Annotated in this window: 21 protein-coding genes; 9 read left to right on the plus strand and 12 right to left on the minus strand. The window is 72.3% G+C overall.

From position 1 onward, the window contains the following. Positions 1–107: 107 nt before the first annotated feature. The 3 genes from Asi03nite_RS19285 to Asi03nite_RS19295 are packed head-to-tail and all read right to left on the minus strand — an operon-like array spanning position 108 to position 2570. Positions 108–854, minus strand: coding sequence for a Type 1 glutamine amidotransferase-like domain-containing protein (locus Asi03nite_RS19285; protein ID WP_203681562.1), 747 nt, complete (start codon positions 852–854; stop codon positions 108–110). Then, entirely contained in the window at positions 851–1684 is an 834-nt protein-coding gene (locus Asi03nite_RS19290) for a nucleotidyltransferase domain-containing protein (RefSeq protein ID WP_203681564.1), read from the minus strand. Before Asi03nite_RS19290 ends, Asi03nite_RS19285 begins: the two co-directional genes overlap by 4 nt. A 13-nt stretch (positions 1685–1697) precedes the next feature. Next, entirely contained in the window at positions 1698–2570 is an 873-nt protein-coding gene (locus Asi03nite_RS19295) for a G5 domain-containing protein (protein WP_203681566.1), read from the minus strand. 250 nt (positions 2571–2820) lie between these two features. Here Asi03nite_RS19295 and Asi03nite_RS19300 point away from each other — a divergent pair, with 250 nt between their 5' ends. Continuing rightward, positions 2821–3279 (plus strand): MarR family winged helix-turn-helix transcriptional regulator, encoded by a 459-nt coding sequence (locus Asi03nite_RS19300; protein WP_239102781.1) that lies wholly within the window; start codon positions 2821–2823, stop codon positions 3277–3279. A 21-nt stretch (positions 3280–3300) separates the two neighbouring features. On the opposite strand, the gene Asi03nite_RS19305 is transcribed toward Asi03nite_RS19300, so the two are convergent. From Asi03nite_RS19305 to Asi03nite_RS19315, 3 genes are all read right to left on the minus strand, one after another. Beyond that, positions 3301–3756, minus strand: coding sequence for a GNAT family N-acetyltransferase (locus tag Asi03nite_RS19305; RefSeq protein WP_203681568.1), 456 nt, complete (start codon positions 3754–3756; stop codon positions 3301–3303). A gap of 15 nt (positions 3757–3771) precedes the next feature. Beyond that, the gene (locus Asi03nite_RS19310) at positions 3772–4359 is read right to left on the minus strand and encodes a phosphoesterase PA-phosphatase (protein WP_203681570.1); all 588 of its coding nucleotides are present in this window, start codon (positions 4357–4359) and stop codon (positions 3772–3774) included. Positions 4360–4506: 147 nt separating this feature from the next. Continuing rightward, positions 4507–4716, minus strand: a complete 210-nt coding sequence (locus Asi03nite_RS19315; protein WP_203681572.1) for a helix-turn-helix transcriptional regulator — start codon at positions 4714–4716, stop codon at positions 4507–4509. 286 nt (positions 4717–5002) lie between these two features. Here Asi03nite_RS19315 and Asi03nite_RS19320 point away from each other — a divergent pair, with 286 nt between their 5' ends. The 4 genes from Asi03nite_RS19320 (at position 5003) to Asi03nite_RS19335 (ending at position 8004) form a co-directional block, all read left to right on the plus strand. Beyond that, positions 5003–5512, plus strand: a complete 510-nt coding sequence (locus tag Asi03nite_RS19320; protein ID WP_203681574.1) for a DUF6907 domain-containing protein — start codon at positions 5003–5005, stop codon at positions 5510–5512. A gap of 321 nt (positions 5513–5833) precedes the next feature. Then, the gene (locus tag Asi03nite_RS19325; protein ID WP_203681576.1) at positions 5834–7111 is read left to right on the plus strand and encodes a helix-turn-helix domain-containing protein; all 1278 of its coding nucleotides are present in this window, start codon (positions 5834–5836) and stop codon (positions 7109–7111) included. A 303-nt stretch (positions 7112–7414) separates the two neighbouring features. Continuing rightward, positions 7415–7714 (plus strand): hypothetical protein, encoded by a 300-nt coding sequence (locus Asi03nite_RS19330; RefSeq protein ID WP_203681578.1) that lies wholly within the window; start codon positions 7415–7417, stop codon positions 7712–7714. Beyond that, positions 7711–8004 (plus strand): hypothetical protein, encoded by a 294-nt coding sequence (locus Asi03nite_RS19335; RefSeq protein ID WP_203681580.1) that lies wholly within the window; start codon positions 7711–7713, stop codon positions 8002–8004. Before Asi03nite_RS19330 ends, Asi03nite_RS19335 begins: the two co-directional genes overlap by 4 nt. Positions 8005–8450: 446 nt before the next feature. Here the strand turns inward: Asi03nite_RS19335 and Asi03nite_RS19340 are convergent, their stop codons facing one another. The 3 genes from Asi03nite_RS19340 to Asi03nite_RS19350 all read right to left on the minus strand — a co-directional run bounded on the left by Asi03nite_RS19340 (position 8451) and on the right by Asi03nite_RS19350 (position 10980). Further along, positions 8451–8924 (minus strand): hypothetical protein, encoded by a 474-nt coding sequence (locus tag Asi03nite_RS19340; protein ID WP_203681582.1) that lies wholly within the window; start codon positions 8922–8924, stop codon positions 8451–8453. A gap of 161 nt (positions 8925–9085) precedes the next feature. Further along, positions 9086–10171 (minus strand): redox-regulated ATPase YchF, encoded by a 1086-nt coding sequence (ychF, locus tag Asi03nite_RS19345; protein ID WP_203681584.1) that lies wholly within the window; start codon positions 10169–10171, stop codon positions 9086–9088. Between the two features lie 11 nt (positions 10172–10182). After that, positions 10183–10980, minus strand: a complete 798-nt coding sequence (locus tag Asi03nite_RS19350; RefSeq protein WP_203681586.1) for an alpha/beta fold hydrolase — start codon at positions 10978–10980, stop codon at positions 10183–10185. A gap of 115 nt (positions 10981–11095) precedes the next feature. On the opposite strand from Asi03nite_RS19350, the gene Asi03nite_RS19355 reads away from it, so the two are divergent. Both Asi03nite_RS19355 and Asi03nite_RS19360 read left to right on the plus strand, forming a co-directional pair. Continuing rightward, positions 11096–12574: an AlkA N-terminal domain-containing protein gene (locus Asi03nite_RS19355; RefSeq protein ID WP_203681588.1), complete on the plus strand. Its 1479-nt coding sequence runs from the start codon at positions 11096–11098 to the stop codon at positions 12572–12574. A 387-nt stretch (positions 12575–12961) separates the two neighbouring features. Then, complete coding sequence (locus tag Asi03nite_RS19360) at positions 12962–13465, plus strand: methylated-DNA--[protein]-cysteine S-methyltransferase (protein WP_203681590.1); 504 nt, start codon at positions 12962–12964, stop codon at positions 13463–13465. Between the two features lie 120 nt (positions 13466–13585). Here Asi03nite_RS19360 and Asi03nite_RS19365 read toward each other — a convergent pair whose 3' ends face one another. Next, positions 13586–14839: a Gfo/Idh/MocA family protein gene (locus Asi03nite_RS19365; RefSeq protein WP_203681592.1), complete on the minus strand. Its 1254-nt coding sequence runs from the start codon at positions 14837–14839 to the stop codon at positions 13586–13588. A gap of 101 nt (positions 14840–14940) precedes the next feature. Between Asi03nite_RS19365 and Asi03nite_RS19370 the strand changes: the two genes are divergently transcribed. Further along, on the plus strand, positions 14941–15519 hold the full coding sequence (locus Asi03nite_RS19370) for a hypothetical protein (protein ID WP_203681594.1): 579 nt from the start codon (positions 14941–14943) through the stop codon (positions 15517–15519). A gap of 215 nt (positions 15520–15734) precedes the next feature. Here Asi03nite_RS19370 and Asi03nite_RS19375 read toward each other — a convergent pair whose 3' ends face one another. Next, entirely contained in the window at positions 15735–16523 is a 789-nt protein-coding gene (locus Asi03nite_RS19375; RefSeq protein WP_203681595.1) for a hypothetical protein, read from the minus strand. A 54-nt stretch (positions 16524–16577) separates the two neighbouring features. On the opposite strand from Asi03nite_RS19375, the gene Asi03nite_RS19380 reads away from it, so the two are divergent. Continuing rightward, complete coding sequence (locus tag Asi03nite_RS19380; RefSeq protein WP_203681597.1) at positions 16578–17711, plus strand: DNA recombination protein RmuC; 1134 nt, start codon at positions 16578–16580, stop codon at positions 17709–17711. A gap of 133 nt (positions 17712–17844) precedes the next feature. On the opposite strand, the gene Asi03nite_RS19385 is transcribed toward Asi03nite_RS19380, so the two are convergent. Next, positions 17845–18867 carry a 4-hydroxy-3-methylbut-2-enyl diphosphate reductase gene (locus Asi03nite_RS19385; protein ID WP_307834020.1) on the minus strand — a complete coding sequence of 341 codons (1023 nt, stop codon included), beginning with the start codon at positions 18865–18867 and terminating at the stop codon, positions 17845–17847. Positions 18868–18886 lie beyond the last annotated feature (19 nt).

Consider the following 18886-nt stretch of genomic DNA (forward strand, 5'->3'; position numbering starts at 1 on the left):
CCTCCCGCCGCGCCGGGCCACCGCCCAGCACGGGAACCTGTCGCTCCTTGCGGCTCGGCGGCCGGCCGTGCTCGCCGGCCGGGCGACCGTCGCGCTGCGCTGACCGGTCAGTTCGGATACTCCGGGAGAACCCGGGTCGGCAGGGCGGTCTCCGTCACCGATCCGTCGTCGGCACGCCTGAGCTGGTACCCCAGTGGCCCCTCGCGGTCCGCGACCACCTCCTCCAGTGACGTGCCCCGGTAGACCAGCCCCGCGCCGTCGTCGGTGGCGTAGCCGTCCGACAGGGTCCCGTCGCCGATCAGCTCGTGCATCTTCGGCCGGCGCTGTTCCTCGGCGTCGTAGTGCACCCCGTTGCTGTACGGCAGCCAGCCCAGCCCGTCGGTGAAACCGCGCAGCCGCAGGCCGAAGCTGTCCGTGCTGCCGCCCTGGTGCCAGCAGATCGAGCCGGCCGACACGCCGCTCATCACGACGCCGGCCTGCCATGCCTCGTGCAGGATCTCGTCCACCCCGTGCACCCGCCACAGCGCGCAGAGGTTCGCCACGCTGCCGCCGTCGACCCAGACGATGTCCTGCGCCAGGATGTGCGCGCGGATGTCGTCCACGTTGGGCATCGGGAACAGCTGCAGGTGCGACATGGTGAACCTGGTCCCGGCGAACGCCGAGTAGAACGCGCCGATCCGGGCGTCGGGATCACCTGTCGCCTGGGTGAGCACGCAGATCTTCGGGGCCCGCGTCGCATTGGCCAGCTCGGCCGCGAAGTGGTGGATGCGGCCCGGCCGGATGTCGAAGATGCTCCGCCGGCCGCGCTGGAAACCCGCGCTGGTGGCCAGGATGGTGGGAATGTCCGCGGTCATCGCAACATCATCGCGCACGCCTCGGTGGTCTCCAGCACGAGATCGGCGGCGATGTCGATGGCCAGCGTGAGGCGCAGCGGATCGTTGGTGATCGCGGCGAACGCGGCGTCCACCCGCTCCTGGAACTTCGCCGGCGCGCCCGGCAGCCGCCCGGCCGCGGCGACCGCGCCCTTCTCGTTGATCAGCCACTGCCCGGCCGCGCCGTGCAGCGCGTGCGCGCACACCCCGACCAACCGGAACAGGCAGCCCGCGACGTAGCTGGTGTCGAACCGGGGAACGCCCTTGCGGGCCAGCCCGACCAGGAAGTCGGCCTCCCAGAGGCCGGCCACCAGCGCCTCGGCCAGCGGCCTCGGGAAGACCAGGACGCGGCGTCGCAGCGCGGCCAGCTCGCCGGTCGGATCGGCCAGGATGCGGCCCAGGGCCAATTCGCCGGCGTACGCGAAGTCCGGCACCCCCAGCGGATGACCGCCCTGCGCGTGGAACTCGTACCGGCCGTGCTCGGCCGCGGCCCAGCAGTCGCGCACCCGGTCCAGGTCCCGGTAGATCCAGTCGACCGGGTGGTCGTCGACGCGCAACCACCCGCCGCCGTCCACCCACGGCCCCCATTCGCCGGGCGCGGTGACCCGGGCCTTGCCCCCGGCCACCGCGATCGCGAGCTCGCCGAGCCGGTCGGTGTCGAGCGGCGCCCGGTAGTACAGGCCCAGGTCGGTGTCGGACGCCGGCGTCTGGGTCTGCCGCGCCCGGCTGCCGCCCAGCACGACGCCGACCACTCCGGGGACGGTGACCAGCCGCTGGGCCATCGCGGTCAGGTCGACATCGGAGAGTGCCATGCCACCAGCCTATTCAGCACGCCGTCGCCGGTTCCAGCCGAATATCGGCCGGCAGCTCCGGGTCCAGCAACGACAGATCCTCGCCGGTGACGACGAGCGGGCCGGCCCCGGGCCGCTCGTCCGGTTCCGCGTCCTGGTCCGGCTCCGGGCAGGCGGTCCGCCCGAGTGGGACACACAACTCGCCGGAGCCCGCGCAGTCCTTCCGGACGCCGAAGACCACCACCCGCTGCTGCGGCTGCCGGACCACCGTGGTGTCCAGTTCCCGCCGCGCGGCCTGCCTGCCGTCGACGAGCGTGACCAGGTAACGCGTCATCTCCTCGCCGGCCATGCCGGGCGCCTGCACCTTGCGGTAGCCCCGCGGCAGCGAATCGTCGCGGACCACCTTGGTCTGGTACGGGATGGGCCGGGTCTCCACGTCGGTCCGGGTGGTGACGACCGGCTCGGCCGCGCCGCTCTTCCGGCCCTGGCGGTCGGGCCGGGCGGGCCGGCCCGGCCGGCTCCGCTGGCCGCGCCGGTTCTGCTCGCCCTTCGCGGCGATCCGGGTCCTCGGCGACGTGTGCGACGGGCGCGGACCGGTCCGGTCGGCCGGATCCTCGGCGCGCGCCCGCCGCAGCTCGGCCCCGGTCTCCACGGCGGTCCGCGCCGGGTCGGCAGCCACCGGCGGCGCGGGCCGCACCGGCACGCGCACGCGCCGCTTGGGCGGTGGCGCGGCGGCGGCCGCCTCCCGGCTGACGATCTCCGGATCCTGTTCCAGGTGCGCGGCGCCCGGGTCGTTGGCCAGCGTCTGCTCGGCGGTCTCGTCGCGGCCATCACCACCGGTCAGACCGGTGGCACCGGCCATACCACCGCCGATGACCACCAGCAGCGCGCTGGCGCCGGCGGCCATGCGGACACCGAACGGCAGTCGGGCCCACCAAGACTTTCGTGGCGTTTCGAGCAGATGCTGCCAAGAGTCACTAGTTGTCTGGTTTTGCACCACAGCATTGTGGCTTGTCCAGCGCGGAAGGCAAGTGTGCGACAGTCGCCCGAAATGCTGACCGGGTGCCCGTAACCAGGCCTGCGAGTTCCCCCGTCAAGGGGAGATGTCGCCGTTCGCGCACCGCGGGACGGGCGCGGGACCGCCGTACGATCAAGGCATGCCACCACCCGGACCCCTCGACCCCCTGAGCCCGGCGGAGGAAGCGGTGATGCGCGCGCTGGGCCGGTTCCTGCTGGTCGTGCCACGGGCGCTGGACGCCGATCTGGAACGCGAGCAGCGCATGTCGGCAAGCGAGTACTCGGTGCTGCGACACCTCTCGGAGACGCCGGACGGGCGGATGCGGATGAGCGAGCTGGCCGCGGCGTGCGATATGTCACTGAGCGGGATGACCCGGCTGGCGGCGAAGCTGGAGTCGCTCGGCTACCTGAAACGGATCCGGTGCGAGGAGGACGCCCGCGGGGCGAACGCCGTGCTCACCGAGGCGGGGCTGGAACGCCTGCGGGAGGCCTGGCCGACACACCTGGCCAGCGTGCGCCGGCACATCTTCGACCACCTGGGCGAGCTGGACCTCGATCGGCTGGCGGCGGCGTTCTCCGCCATGGCCACCGACACCTAGCCCCTGCCCGCGGAACAGGCCCTACGTCAGGGACCTCTCGAAGCAGCGGGAGATCGGCGAGCCCACGTACTTGCCGAACAGCGGGATCTCGCGATAGCCCTCACGCTGGTAGAAGCGGATCGCCTCGGGCTGTTCCGAGCCGGTCTCCAGGCGCATCGTCGTCCAGCCGCGCTCCCTCGCCGCGGCCTCCAGCGCGCGCAGGATCGCCGTGGACACCCCGGAGCCCCGGCTGGCGGGCGTGACGTACATCCGCTTGATCTCGGCGCTGTTCGCGTCCAGCCGGCGCAAGGCCCCGCACCCGAGCGCCTCACCGGCACGCTCCGCGACCAGGAAGATGTCGATCTCGGACGCCTGCGGCGCCCCGCCGGGCTCGTGGTCGTCCGAGCCGTAGCGGGCGTCGAGCTCGGCCCGCTGAGCCCGCCGCAGGGCCGCGCCGGCCGGGTCGTCCCACGGCCGTTCCGCAATCGTCCAGTCCATCGGCACCGGTCCTCGTCAACGCAGGGCGGGAAAGATCGTGCCGGCCACTGTCGCACCGGCCAGCGCGCCGACCACCACCTGCGCCGGGGTGTGTGCGGTCAGTCTCACCCGGGCCCAGCCGCCGAGCACCACCAGCGGCGTCGCGAGCAGCGCCACCGGCCCGTGGATCGCGGTCATCGTGGCCAGCGCCCCGGCCGCCACCCCGGCGTGGATGGACATCTTCCACCAGTGCGTGACCAGCGCGAAGACCACCAGCCCGGCCCCGCCCGCGACGAGCAGCGCGAGCACCTCCCGGGGCGCGCCGAGCAGCACCAGCAGCATCAGCCCCGCGGTCAGCGAGGCCATCCCGAACAGCAGCGGCACCCGCCGGGCGGCCCGGTCCGGGATGTGGTGGTCGGTGAGGCGGCCGGTGCGTACCCCGTGCAGCACGTAGCCCAGCGGGATGACGGCCGCGAAGATCGCCCCCGGCAGCCCCCACCAGCGCGAGACGCCGGGCGTCTCCCCGGCGTGCCAGCCCACGGCCAGCAGCAGCCCGGCCACCAGCACCGCGGGCGCGAGAACTTCGGAAACGACACGAGCTACCCGCTCCCCGCAGTTGATCACACCCCATTCTGGCAGTCATTCACAGAATGTTTCCGCAACCATTCCCGTGTCCCTTTACCGGCGCGGGAGCGTCCCGTCCTTATCACTCACGCGGAACCCTGAACATCCTTCGGGAAAGCGGCACCCTCGTACTCGCGGAATCACGCTTCATCGCTCGCCCGGATCCTGGGCGCGGGTTTCCCGGTTCGCCCTGATCCATGCCTCGACGTCCTCGACGAGCCACACCGATCCGCCCGGCAGGTCGTCGAAGGGCTCCGGGAAGCCGTGCCGGTTGGCGAGGACGTAGGCGCGCTGCCTGCTGACACCGAGCCGGTCAGCGATGTCCCCGGTGGTGTAGAGCCGACGCCTGGTGCCCACGCTTGGCCACGCTAGCGCCCAGGCGTCCGCGCCACCGCGCCGGAAGACGGCAGGGGTCGCGATTTCCCCCGTTCGCCTCTAGCGCGGTGACCATCAGGCGCTGTCCATCCTCGTGGACGTGAACACGCGTGCGGGTTGCGAGGCGGCGCGATGGGAGGTCGAGTGGACGAGTCCGCCCCGATTCCGGGGCGGACGTCGGGCCGGAATCAGACGTTGAAGCTCGCGAGGCCCGCGCCCTGGCGGCCGAGCTGGCGCGTGTGGCCGACCTGATCGACGGCGGCCAGCGGTGAAGGCGCCGCGGGTCACCTGGATCCAGGCGCAGTTTCTGCGCGTCGACACGCAGGTGAAGACCGAGGACGGCTGGCAGACCATCCGGGGCCTGGTCGTCTTCGCCGACGCCGACCAGGTGACCGTCTTCACCGACCAGTGCGACGACGAGAAGACGAACGGCTGGCGGTACCGCTTCAACCAGCTGGTGCAGTGGCGCGCCGCCGCGGTGGTTGCCCGGTGCCCGGAGTGGTGCACCGAGCACTACGACGGGGGCGAGCGGATGCAGGAGCGCAACCACTCCAGCTTCCCGCAATCGGTGATCGTGGTGGGGGCGTGCACGGGCGAGCCCCGCGAGCTCGGGTTCTGGCTGGAGCGCCGGGACTACCGGGAGACCGGCGGGAGCGAGACGGTCGGCGTCCTCGAGGTGGGGCGGATCGCGGAGGATGTCGAGTTGACCCCAGACCAGATGCGCCTGCTGGCCAAGAGACTGCGGCGCCTCGCCGACCAGACGGACGGGCGGCGATAGCTCCAAGACGTACACGGGATGATCGCCAACAGCTCCAAATCGGGCCTCCAACTACTCCAATGGAGCGGTTGGAGGCCGATTCCCTTTAGACCCCCAGCCCCCCGCGCGCGGTCCGCCAAGAGCTCCAACAGGTACACCGCGTTACCTCCGCAGCAAGATCCAGAACCCCTCCCCTCCCCCATCGGGGCCCCGGTGTCAACGGTGGCAATGTGCAGGTCAGAGCCGGTGTCATGTTCGTGCCACCGGCGGCGCGCTACCGTCGACTGTGGCGGCCGGAGTAGAGGCCGGCCGCCGCACCCTGCCCTCTACCAGGGAGTCACCATGCCGACCATTGGTGAAACCGTTGCCCGTCTCCGCAAGGCCGTTCCGCTGACCCAGGAAGGCCTGGCCGAGGCCAGTGGCATCTCCGTCGAGCTGATCCGGAAGCTGGAGCGCGGCGAACGCAACTCGCCGCGGATGACCACGCTGCACGCGCTCGCCCGCCCCTTGGGCGTCCCAACCAGCAGGCTTCTGGGCGACGCGACCGAAGCCACGGTGCGCCGGGAGCCGGACGACGACGAGCTCGGGCTCTTGGATGTGCGACGCGTCCTCACCCCGGCGCGAGGCCTCGGCGGGATCTTCGTCGGCGACGACCTCGAAGGGCCCGTGACGCCGGACGCCCTGCGAGCCTCGGTGCGCTACACGGACGAGCTCTACCACCACGACGACTACCGCGGCACCCTGCAGGCTCTGCCGCTCCTGCTGCGCGAGGCTCGGCACCTCGCCCGGGAAACCTCCGGCGAGGCCCAGGGGGACGCCTACGGGCTCCTCTCCGCCGCGTACCGGATCGCGGGCAAGACCCTGTTGCAGGTGCGCCGGCTCGACCTGGCCCACATCGCCCTGTCCGGGGCGCTGGACGCCGCGGAGCAGTCCTCGGATCCGACCGGGGCCGGCGCCACCGCGGTCGGGACGATGTGCTGGCTCCTTACCCGCGAGGGCCGTTTCGCTGACGCCGCGGAGCTGGCCGTGAGGACCGCAGACATGGTGGAGCCGCGATTCTCGCGCTCCACACCCGTCGAGCTGGCCAACTGGGGCTGGCTGCTGCTGTACGCAAGCGGCGCCGCGGCGCGGGACAACCAGCCGGACCGGGTGACCGAGATGCTCGACACCGCGACGGCAGCCGCGGCCCGGATTGGTCAGCTACCGCCTACCCGGCACGACAGCATCGAGATGGGCGGCTTCAGCGTGCCCAAGGTCCAGATGATGCGCACCGAGGCGGCGGTGGTGGCCGGCGATCCCGGCTTGGCGCTGGAGCTCGCCGCTCACGTGGACCCGTCTGCCGTGCCCACGCCGAGCTGCCGGAACCGGCACCGCCTGGACGTCGCGTGGGCGCACCTTGAGCTTGGCACCAGCGCGGGCAACGTGCGGGCCGGTGACGTGCTGCTAGACCTGGGCCGGACCGCCCCAACATGGATGAGGCAGCAGCGGTATGCGCGGGGCCTGGTCGACAAGCTCGCGGCGTCGCGCAGGCGCGCAATGTCCGATGACCTGGCGAAGCTCACCGCCCTGGTGGGAGCCGACCCCGCAGGCGGCGCTACCGAGCGACCTTCGACGGAGTAGTACGTAGCGGGTTAGAACCGGATGATCTCTGGACGAACTAACCCACGCTGTACCTTCACTCCCCGTGTGCTCTCGATCACCCTTGTGTGCAGCGACGGCGATCGAGGGTGCCGGGTTGAGGTCACATACCCGTGCATCTGATGACCGACCCGTCGCATCAGCAGCGGCGGGCGGAAGTCCCTAGCTCGGTCTTTGCCTGCCGCTGCCCAGCGCGGCGGGCCGGTTCGTCGAGCCGTCCGTGGAAGATGCAGCCGGACCCGTCGCGCTGGCCCCCCGGAGCGGTCCTGGCGGAGGTGGTCAGCCGTGGAGAAGCAGCACGCGGCGCATGGGGTCCATCGGCCGACCTGGCCCGACGCGACCTGTGGCACGTGTGATGCGGACTGGCCCTGCGACCCGGCCGTGGACGCGCTGGTCGCCGACCACGGGACCGGGCTGCCGCTCAGCGCCGCGCTCTGGCGGGCGTTCGACGAGGTCGCCCGGATGCTCCCCGGCGCCAGCTTCGCCGACCTGCGTTGGCGCTGCTTCGGCCGGCCGCTCGCCCACGTGGAAGCTCAGCTGGACGAGCCGCTGAGCTGCGACCACTGGAGCGAGGTGACGGCGTGAGGATCCCCCGGTCAGGCGACGTGCTGGCGATCACCCGCCTAGCGAGCGTGCAGTTTGCCGAGCCGTTCCAGTTCCGGGTCATCCGGGTGCACAGCGACTGGACCACCTACCAGGGCTGGATCTGGCTCGACGGGTACCAGCTCAACTCGGCCGGCGACGCAGTCGAACGACGCTCCATCTTCGTGCAGATCCACGGTCTGCGGTGGGTTGGAGATGCCACGGCTCCCCGACCTCGCAACGATCGAGGCTCGTACCGGCGGCCCGAGGTGCCCTCCCGGCGGGCCTCGTGAGGCACCCCAGGGAGACCGAAGGAGGCAGGATGACGGCCCAGCCCGAACCGTACGAGGATGACGAGCCGCCGTCGTACGTGGTCGTCTCGCCGCGGATGAGCGCCGACGGCAGACCCGGCGAAGTGCTTTGGTACGACACGGGCAGCGGGCCGGGCCGAGAAGTCTGGGTGCCTGACGCGGAACCGCAAGAGAGCTAGCTTCCGGGGATCCGTTGTAACGAAACAGGGCCGTGAACTGCAAGAACGCACGGGCACTACAGTTCGGCCCGCTGAGTGCTTCCCTGCCGGAAGGGCCACCACCGGCCCACCACCGCACCCCGCCAGGCCAGCGGCGGCCAACCCAGCGGGTCCCCCTGCTTGGCGGAAAAAGCCCGGAGAGAGATTGCGCCTAAGCCGGGACACAGCGGGAGGGGTGGGCCCGGGGGGACCCTGCCCACCCCTCGCTTGCTACGCGACTGCGCGCCGCCCGGTGAGCGCGGCGTTGTTCGCGGCCTCGGCTGCGGCTGCCGCCTGCCGCCGTTGCTCGTCGACGCGCTGGCAGCGGGCGGCGAACTCCTGCGGGCTGGCGAGGCTGAGCCTGTGCCCGGCCTCGATCACGGCCTCGGCCTTGGGTCGGTAGCCCAGCTCGGCCAGCTGCTCGGCGGTGAGGTCGGCGAGCACCAGGGGGCGCTTGTCGTGGTGGACGTTGGCGAGCCGGCCGACCTGGGCGACGACAAGCCAGCACTGGGCGACCAGCTCGGCGCGGTGCGCGTACTCACGGGCGGCGCCCCACGTGGCCATCTGGGCGGGCCGGAGCTGGGTCACGGCGTTGGGGTCGGCCAGGTCGAGGCGGTCGCCGAGCTGCTCGCGGGCCACTTCTACGCCAGCGGCCTGATCGCCGAGGGGTGCGACGTGGTGACCGTCCAGAAGGCACTCGGCCACGCGAAGCCGACCACCACGCTGACCACGTACGCGCACCTCTGGCCGACCGCCGAGGACCGCACTCGCAAGGCCGCGGATTCACTGATGACTCAGACGCTTGCGGACTCTCTGCGGACTGGCGGCCCCCGGAAGGTCGTCTGACCTGGCCTGATCCCCCGGAACTACACGTTGAAGCGGAACTCGACGACGTCGCCGTCCTTCATGATGTAGTCCTTGCCCTCCATGCGGACCTTGCCGGCGGCCTTGGCCGCGTTCATCGAGCCGGCCGCGATCAGGTCGTCGAAGCTGACGATCTCGGCCTTGATGAAGCCGCGCTGGAAGTCGGAGTGGATGACGCCGGCGGCCTCGGGCGCGGTGGCGCCGACCGGGATGACCCAGGCCCGGGCCTCCTTCGGGCCGGCGGTCAGGTAGGTCTGCAGGCCCAGGGTCTCGAAGCCGACCCGGATCAGCCGGTTCAGGCCGGGCTCGGACTGGCCGGTGGACTGCAGCAGCTCCAGGGCCTCCTCCTCGTCCAGCTCGATCAGCTCGGACTCGATCTTCGCGTCCATGAACACGGCTTCGGCCGGGGCGACCAGGGCACGGAGCTCGTCGAGGAACGCCGCGTTGCCCAGCTCGGCCTCGTCCACGTTGAAGACGTACAGGAAGGGCTTCGTGGTGAGCAGGTGCAGCTCGCCCAGCAGCGTCAGGTCGATCCCCGCCGAGGCCGCTCCCCGGTACAGCGTCACACCGTCGTTGAGCAGCTTGAACGCGGCCTCCGCGGCAGCCACGGCGGCCGCCTTCTCCTTCTTGAGCTTCGCTTCCTTCTGCAGGCGGGGCAGCGCCTTCTCGACCGTCTGCAGGTCGGCCAGGATCAGCTCGGTGTTGATCGTCTCGATGTCGTCGGCCGGCGACACCTTGCCGTCGACGTGCAGCACGTTCGGGTCCGAGAAGGCACGCACCACCTGGCAGATCGCCGACGCGTCGCGGATGTTCGCGAGGAACGCGTTGCCCCGCCCCTGGCCCTTGGACGCACCCCGGACCAGGCCCGCGATGTCGACGAAGCTCACCGGCGCGGGCAGGATCTTCTCGCTGCCGAACAGCTCGGCGAGCTTCCCCAGCCGCTCGTCGGGCAGCCCGACCACGCCGACGTTGGGCTCGATCGTCGCGAACGGGTAGTTCGCGGCGAGCACGTCGTTCTTGGTCAGGGCATTGAACAGGGTGCTCTTGCCGACGTTGGGCAGGCCGACGATTCCGATGGTGAGGCTCACGGAACGCCAGTCTACGGGTTGCGCGATCCGAAGAACCGCCGCAGTTCCGCGGCGACCAGGGCGGGCCGGCCACTGTTGTCCGCGGCGAGATGCCCGACGCCGGTCAAGGTCGTCCGGGACGCTCTCGGCAGGACCGGCTCGAGGCCGTCCAGGACCGAGGTGAGGTACGACGGGGAGCGGTCCCCGCCGAGCAACAGCGTCTCCGCCGTCACGCCCGCATACGTGCTCAGCGGCCCGGCCGCGTCCTCGACCACCGCCGCGTCCAGCCGCATGGTCGGCACCAGCGCCGCGATCTCCGGATTCCGCACGGCCAGCCCGGCGAGTGGGAGCATGGCCGCCCGGGGCACGAACCGGGCGCCGCCCGTGCCCTTCACCACCGTGGCGAACGCGGCGCCGGTGCGGCCCTGGGACAGCTCCCGCTCGTACCGGGAAAGCCAGGCGACCGGGTCGTGCCCGCCGTGCTTGAGCGGCGGCTCGTAGAGCGCGAGGCGCTCGATCGGCAACTCCAGCGCCGCGCGCAGCGCGACGACCGCCCCGGAGCTGAGCCCGAACACGTTGCGTGCCCCGGTCTCGTCGAGCACCGCGGCCAGATCGTCGATCTCGGCCCGCAACCCGTGCCCGGCGGCGGCCGGCCCGCTGAGCCCGCGGCCGCGCCGGTCCGGGACGTAGACGGTGAAGTCGCGGGCCAGCAGGCCGGCCAGTGTCGTGAAGTTCGCCGAGCTCTGCAGACCGCCGTGCAGCAGCACGACCTTGGGGCCTCCGCCACCGACGACCCGCCACCGGATGTCCGTCACAGCCAAAGTCTCCATATCGTCAACCGTAGTTGACAGCCCCTCGGCTCGTCAACCACGGTTGACAGTGGCTCGCACGGTCATGTCCGAAACCCGCCAGCCGACGGCACTGCCCGAAGAGCAGACTCGGGGCATGGAGCTGGACTTCGAGCGCTGCTACCGCGCCGTCGACAGCCGTGACCAGCGGTTCGACGGATGCTTCTACACGGCCGTACGCACCACCGGGATCTACTGCCGGCCGTCCTGCCCCGCCGTCACCCCGAAGCGCGAGAACGTCACGTTCTACATGAGCGCGGCCGCCGCCCAGCGCGGTGGCTTCCGGGCCTGCCGGCGCTGCCGCCCGGACGCCGCGCCCGGGTCGCCGGAGTGGGACGCGCGAGCCGACACGGTCGGACGGGCGATGCGGCTCATCGGGGACGGCGTCGTCGACCGGGAAGGCGTGACCGGCCTGGCCGCGCGCCTCGGATACACCGAGCGCCACCTGAACCGGATGCTCACCGCGGAACTCGGCGCGGGACCACTGGCGCTAGCCCGGGCACAGCGCGCGCAGACCGCCCGGATCCTGGTGGAGACGACGGACCTGGGGCTCGCCGAGATCGCGTTCGCGGCCGGGTTCGGCAGCGTGCGACAGTTCAACGACACGATGCTCGAGGTGTACGCGCAGTCGCCGAGCCGGTTGCGCGAACGGCGGCCGGTGGCCCGGGGCGAAGCCGGGGTGATCAACCTGCGGCTCGCGTACCGGGCGCCGCTGCACGCGTCGTCGCTACTGGAATTCCTGGCCGCGCGGACGTTGCCGGGTGTGGACGAGGTGGACGGTACGACGTACCGCCGCAGTCTGATCCTGCCCCACGGGACCGCCAGCGTCGCGCTGCGGCCCGGGGAACGCTGGGTGGCCGCGACCCTGCGGCTCAGTGATGTGCGGGATCTGGCGCCGGCGGTGGCGCGGTGCCGGCGGCTGTTCGATCTGGACGCCGATCCGGACGCGGTGGACGCGACGTTGGGCGCGGATCCGGCGCTGACCGACCGGGTCCGGGCGGAGCCCGGGGTGCGGGTACCGCGGGCGGTGGACGGGTTCGAGATGGCGGTGCGGGCCGTGGTCGGGCAGCAGGTGAGTGTTCCGGGGGCTCGGGCTACGTTGGGGCGGATCGTTCGGGGGGCGGTTGATCGTGGGTTCGGGGCGGGTGATGGTCTTGGCCCTTCGGGCCCCGCCCCCGCCCCCGCCACCACCAACCAATTGACCGGATTTCCGCCGGCCGAGATCATCGCCGAGCTGCCGGACTCCGCCTTCGGCATGCCGGCGGCACGGCGCGCCACCATCCGCGCGCTGGCCGGTACCGTCGCCGACGGCAAGCTCAACCTCGAGCCCGGCGCCGACCGCGACGACACCATCGCCCGCCTGCTGGAGATCCCCGGCATCGGGCCGTGGACCGCAGGTTATGTCGCGATGCGCGCGATCGGCGACCCGGACGTCTTCCTCGCCACCGACCTGGCCGCCCGCCGCGGCGCTGCCGTGCTCGGACTGCCCGATGCGGCGAAGGCGCTCGCCGTGCATGCCGAGCGTTGGCGTCCCTGGCGCTCGTATGCACTGATCCGTCTGTGGCGAGCGGCCTGATCCGATGGCGATCGGCTCAGGTCCGGCGCTTCCGGCTGGTGCTCATGGTGGTCATGCGCACGCCGACACCACCACCAGCCCCACTCCGACCCACCGCGCTGGCGCACACGGTGGTCACGCGCACGCCGGGGCCAGCGGGAGCGCCGGCCCGGTCCAGCCGGCCGTGAGAGGCGGCTGGGTCGGACGGCTCGGCAACGCCATGACCGGCAAAGGATCCGGCCGCAGACGTTCGCGCACCGAAGCGCCCCGCCCACGAACCTACCCCGCCCATCCCCGCCCAAAGGCGTTATCCACAGGCGGTTCCGTTGTCCACAAGCGGCGAGGAAATTCGCCCGCGCCCGAAGCGGATCCGCCAGGCTGAACCCCCGACACAAGGAGCTGAGGAACATGTTGCGTCACTCGACGATGGACACCCCGGCCGGCCCGTTCACCATGCTGGTCGCGGATTCCGGCGCGGTTCGCGCATCCGGTTTCACCACCGACGTGCCGGGGTTGGTCCGGCTCATGCACCCGTCGCTGGTGGAGCCCACCGAGCCGGCCGACGACGTCGGTCCGGCCCGCGCCGCGGTGCGGGCGTATTTCGCCGGCGATCTGCTGGCGCTGGACGCGGTGCCGGTGGAGCAGCACACCGGCGGGCCGTTCATGGCTCACGCCTGGCAGGTGATGCGCGATATCAAACCGGGCGATCCGGTCACTTACACGCACTATGCGGAGCTGGCCGGCCGCCCGGCGGCGATCCGGGCGGCGGCCATGGCCTGCGCGCGCAACGCGGTGGCCCTGATCGTGCCGTGTCACCGGGTGTTGCGGACCGACGGCTCGCTGGGCGGCTACCGGTGGGGGCTGCCGGTGAAGTCGTGGCTGCTGGAGCACGAGACGGCAGCGGGGTCGTGACGGCCGGCGCACCGGAGCACGAGGGGCGGGCTGTACGGGTTCGCGCTGCCGAGAGTGCGGATTTCGGCGGTGAGCTGTGTGGCGCACGGGCTCGTCATCGCCCGCGCGCTCCGAGCGCCGTCACAGCGTGATCACGGTTCCGGTGTGGCGGGCCCGTTCGGCCGCCCAGACCACCCGGTGGCTGTCCAGGCTGGCGGCCGCGCCGGAACCGAGATACGACTCGTCCCGGGTCAGCACCGCGGAGAGAAACGCCTCGACCAGGCCGGCGTCCCCGCCGCCGTGGCCGCCGGCCGCGGTGCCGTCGCGACCGGACGGCACCGGGATGACGCGCTGGCTGCCGTCCCGGAAGTCGGTGAGCGTCAGCGTCCGGCCGTCCCCTTCGAGGCTGCCGTGACTGCCGAAGATACGGGTCCGGCGGAATCCGTCGGACGGCGTGAACGCGGTCATCGTGAGCGTCGCCGTGGCGCCGCCGGCGAACTCGAAGTTGACCACCTGGTGGTCCACCACGTCGTTGTCGCACCGGTAGACGCAGCGGCCGTACGGTCCGGTCCGCAGCGCGTGCAGCACCCCCTCCTCGGTGGCGTCCGAGGTCACCGGACCGAGCGGCCAGCGTTCCGCGCCCGGGTCACCGAGGCAGCCGAGGTAGAGCCGCTTCGCGGAGTAGGGGCACTCCTTCTCGACCGCGCAGTCCAGGCAGCGGTCGGCTGACCCGTCCGGCGCCCGTTCGGGCCGGAAGTGGGCGAGCCCGCCGAACGACGACACCCGGGCCACCCCGTCCCCGACCACGTGCATGATCCAGTCCACGTCGTGGCAGCACTTGGTGAGCAGCATCGGTCCGGAGCCGGCTTCGGAGCGCCAGTTGCCGCGGACGAACGAGTGCGCCTGGTGCCACCATCCGACCGGCTCCAGGTGCTGCATGTTGATCACGTCGCCGAGCGCGCCGTCGCGGATCAGCTCGCGCACCATCGCTGTGTAGGGCGTGTACCGCAGCACGTGGCAGACCCCGAAGATCCGCCCGCTGGCCGCGGCCGCCTCGGCGATCCGGCGGGCCCCCTCCTCGGTGGGCGCCATCGGCTTCTCCAGCAGCACGTCGTAACCGTGCCCGAGCAGCGCCACGGCCGGCTCCACGTGCAGCCGGTCCTGGGTTGCCACGACCACCGCGTCGGCGGCGCGCGGCCCGTCCAGCAGCGCCGGCCAGTCCCGGTGCGCCCGTTCCGGGGGCAGGCCGAACTCGGCGGCGAAGCTTTCCCGCCGCTCGTCGTCCGGTTCCGCGACGGCCACCACCCGGGCCCGCCCGCTCGCCGCCGCCACCCGTGCGTACATCGTGCCGCGGCTGCCCGCGCCCACCACCGCGACGCTGACCGATCCCGTCATTCCGCCCTCCACGTTCGCTTCGGCAACGGCGGGCGCCGTCCCCGGCGGCAAAAGCCGCGATCCCGGGAGCGGAACCCGTGGTTCGGTCCACCATAGGAGGCATGCCGATCGCGCCGGAGGAGGTGGAGGCGCCCGCCGGGGATACCGTGTTGTTCCGGTCGTCGCCCGCCCGGACGTTCGTCACGGTGTTCACCGTGCTGATGCTGTCGTACCTGGTGGTCTCCCCGATCGTGGGGCGGCTCGCCCGGGACACCGGCGACCCCTGGTGGGTGACCGCCGTGCAGGCCGTCGTCGTCGGCGCCGCGGTCGCCGGGTTCTACGCGCTGTCCGCGCGCGCCGCGCTGAGCACCTGGGTACGGATCTCGGCCGGCGGCCTGGAGCTGGCCGCCCAGGGCAGCGACCCGGTGCTGCTCGCCTGGGAGGACATCGCGGCGATCACGGTGCGGCGCAGCGGCCTGCGTACGGTGCTGGAGGTGGCGCCGGTGGACATGGACACCGTGCACCCGGTGCAGGGCTCGGGCGAGGGCTGGCCGGCGCTCACCGAGACGGCGCGCGGGCCGGCGTTCGTGGCCGACCTGACGCAGATCTGGCCGAGTCCGCGGGCGCTGCGCCGGGAGCTGACCCGGCGGCTCCACCCGTACCCGAAGCTCGCCGTCGTCCGCCCACCCCAGCCCTGGTGACGCCGGCCACCGTCGCAGCCTGAGCCCAGCCGCCCAGCCGCCCAGGCGGCCGGCGGCGCCAGAGGCGCGCGCGGGGCTGGAGACACCTCCCGGCCGGCGCCAGCCAGGCACGGCGAGCCGGCCGGCAGGGACAAGTCACACGGGTCGAGGGAGCTCCCGGCGCCAGCCGCGCGCGGTGGGCCGGACGCCAGCGGTGTGCCGTGGTGGGTGGCGGATCAGAAGTCGCCTCCGCCGAAGTCCCCGCCACCGAAGTCCCCGCCACCCCAGTCGCCGCCACCCCAGCCGCCGCCGTCCCCGCCGCCACCGAGATCGTTGCCGCTGATGTCGCCGAGACCGTTGGCGTCGACGTCGTTGCCGGCGTCGAAGCCGTCCTGGTAACCGTCGGCGTAGCCGACGTCGCCGAAGGCCGGGGAGAACAGCGCGTCGAAGATCAGCATGCCGCCGAGGACACCGGCGCCCGCGCCGAGAGCGGTCTTCCAGACCGGGGTCGAATACCAACCCGCCGGCACCGGCCGGCCCTGCACCCGGCCCCCCGGGTAGAAGTACGGCGTTTCCGGCCCGGGCCGCGGTCCCGCCTTGTAGGCGTGCCCCTGCACACTGACCTCACGCTCCTGGGTGAGCTGCCCGGAACCCCGCGACGCGGCCAGCGGGGGCAGGTCGGGACCCGGGTCGAGGCCCATCGCCAGGCGGGCGGCCCGCGCATAGGCCAGGCCTTCCAGAGCCGACTCGCGGGCCAGCTCGAACTGGCGCACGGTGTTGGCCTGCTGCAACTGACCACCGGCGGCGTTGTACCGCTCGCCGGCGTCGGCCAGCGCCTGACGCGCGGCCGGCTCGTCGGCGTGCAGGTTCATCACCTGGCCGCCGAGCCGTTCGTACCAGCGCTGCGCCTCGGCGCGGGCGTCCTCCAACTGGGTCTGCCGACCTTTTCCGCCGCCGCGCTGAACGCCGACGACGATCAGGGCGACGATCGCGACGATGACCAGGATGAGCAACACGCCGTTCATGTTTTCCAAGGTACTCCCGATGGTCTTGTCGCACCGTTCTGGCAATCTGCGGTGGTGACGTACTCGACGCTGGGCGTGATCCTGATCTGTCTCGCGGCCGGCGCCGCCGTGGGCTGGCTGGCCGCCCGCGCCCGGGGCGCGGCCGACATCGCCCGGCTGGAGGCGACCGTGGCCGCGGCCCGCGACGGGGAGCAGCGGCTGGAGCAGTCGATGCGGGCGCTGTCCTATGAGGCGACCGCCCAGTCGCAGGAGGCGGTGGCCCGCGCCGTCGCCCCGCTGCAGGACATGCTGCGGCGCTACGAGCAGCGGGTCGCCGAGCTGGAGCACGAGCGCGTCGACGCCTACGCGGAGCTGCGCGAGCAGGTGCGGGCGATGGGCGTGGTCTCGACCGAGCTGCGCGGCGAGACCCGGCAGCTGGTGTCGGCGCTGCGCACGCCGCAGGTGCGCGGCCGCTGGGGCGAGCACCAGCTGCGCCGCATCGTGGAGGCGGCCGGCCTGCTGGAGCACTGCGACTTCGCCGAGCAGGTCACCGGCGAGACCGATCGTCAGGGGGTACGCCCCGACCTGGTGGTCCGGCTGCACGGCGGCCGGACCGTGGTGGTGGACGCGAAGGCGCCGCTGGAGGGTTATCTGTCCGCCATGGAGGCTCGCGACGAGCGGGACCGCGACCTGCACCTGGACCGGCACGCCCGGCACCTGCGGGCGCACGTGGACGCCCTGTCGGCGAAGGAGTACTGGTCGGCGTTCGACTCCGCCCCCGACTTCGTGGTCCTGTTCGTGCCGGCCGACCCGTTCCTGGACGCTGCGCTGCAGCGCGATCCGGTGCTGATGGAGTACGCGTTCCGCCGCGACGTCGTGCTGGCCACCCCGGCCACGCTGATCGCGATGCTGCGCACTGTCGCGTTCTCCTGGCGGCAGGAGACGCTGACCGGCAACGCGGTCGCCGTGCACAGCCTGGCGCGCGAGCTCTACGGCCGGCTGTCCACTCTGGGCGAGCACGTGAGCCGGCTCGGGGTGTCGCTGAACGGGGCGGTCACCGCGTACAACCGGGCGGTCGGCTCGCTGGAGTCCCGGGTGCTGGTCAGCGCGCGCAAGCTGGCCGAGATGGGCGTCTCGGACGAGGAGCTGGCGCAGCCACCCCAGGTCGAGGTCGCCCCGCGCCAGCCCCAGGCGCCCGAGCTGAGCTAGCGGAATCCGCCCGCGAGGCGAGCGGTGCAAAGCGGGCAGAGCCGGCGCAGCGGATCGCGCGGAGGGGCGCGGAGGCCGGCGCCGCCGCCGTGAGCGAGTGGATCAGCCGGCGCCGCCGACGTGAGCGACCGGATCAGCCGGCGGCGTTGGCGGCAGCCGCCGCCTTCATGTCCTTGCGCAGCTCCTGCGGCAGCGAGAAGGTGAGCCGCTCCTCGGCCGTGGTGAACTCGGTGACCTCGCCGAAGCCCCGCTCGGCCAGGTGCGCCAGCACCTCCATGACCAGTTCGTCGGGGACGCTGGCGCCGGAGGAGACGCCGACCGTGGTGGCGCCCTCCAGCCACGCGTCCTGGATCTCCGACGCGTAGTCGACCAGGTGCCCGGCCCGGGCGCCGGCGCCGAGCGCGACCTCGACCAGGCGCACCGAGTTCGACGAGTTCGTCGACCCGACCACGATCACCACGTCGCACTCCGGCGCGATCTCCTTGATCACGTGCTGGCGGTTGGACGTGGCGTAGCAGATGTCGTCGCTGGGCGGCGACTGCAGCAGCGGCAGCCTGGTCTTGAGCCGGGCCACCGTCTCCATCGTCTCGTCGACCGAGAGCGTGGTCTGCGACAGCCAGACGACCTTGGCCGGGTCCCGCACGACGACGTTGTCCACGTCGTCGGGGCCGTCGACGAGCTGGATGTGCGCCGGGGCCTCGCCGGACGTGCCGATGACCTCCTCGTGGCCCTCGTGACCGATCAGCAGGATGTCGTAGTCCTCGGCGGCGAACCGCTTGGCCTCGTGGTGCACCTTCGTCACCAGCGGGCAGGTGGCGTCGATCGCCTTGAGGTTGCGCTCGCGGGCCTGCTCGTGCACCTCGGGCGCGACGCCGTGCGCGGAGAAGACCACTGTCGCGCCCTCGGGCACCTCGTAGTTCTCCTCGACGAAGATCGCGCCGCGCGCTTCCAGCGTGCTGACCACGTGCTTGTTGTGCACGATCTGCTTGCGCACGTAGACCGGGGCGCCGTACAGCTTCAGCGCCTCCTCGACGGTCTGCACGGCGCGGTCGACACCGGCGCAGTAGCCACGCGGCTTGGCGAGCAACACCCGCTTACGAGGTTCAGTCACCCGGCCATGGTACGTGCCCGCCGCAGGCCCCCGCCGTCGTGCGATAAGTGCCACAGCGCTTGCG

This window comes from Actinoplanes siamensis (assembly GCF_016862395.1).
Lineage (GTDB): Bacteria > Actinomycetota > Actinomycetes > Mycobacteriales > Micromonosporaceae > Actinoplanes > Actinoplanes siamensis.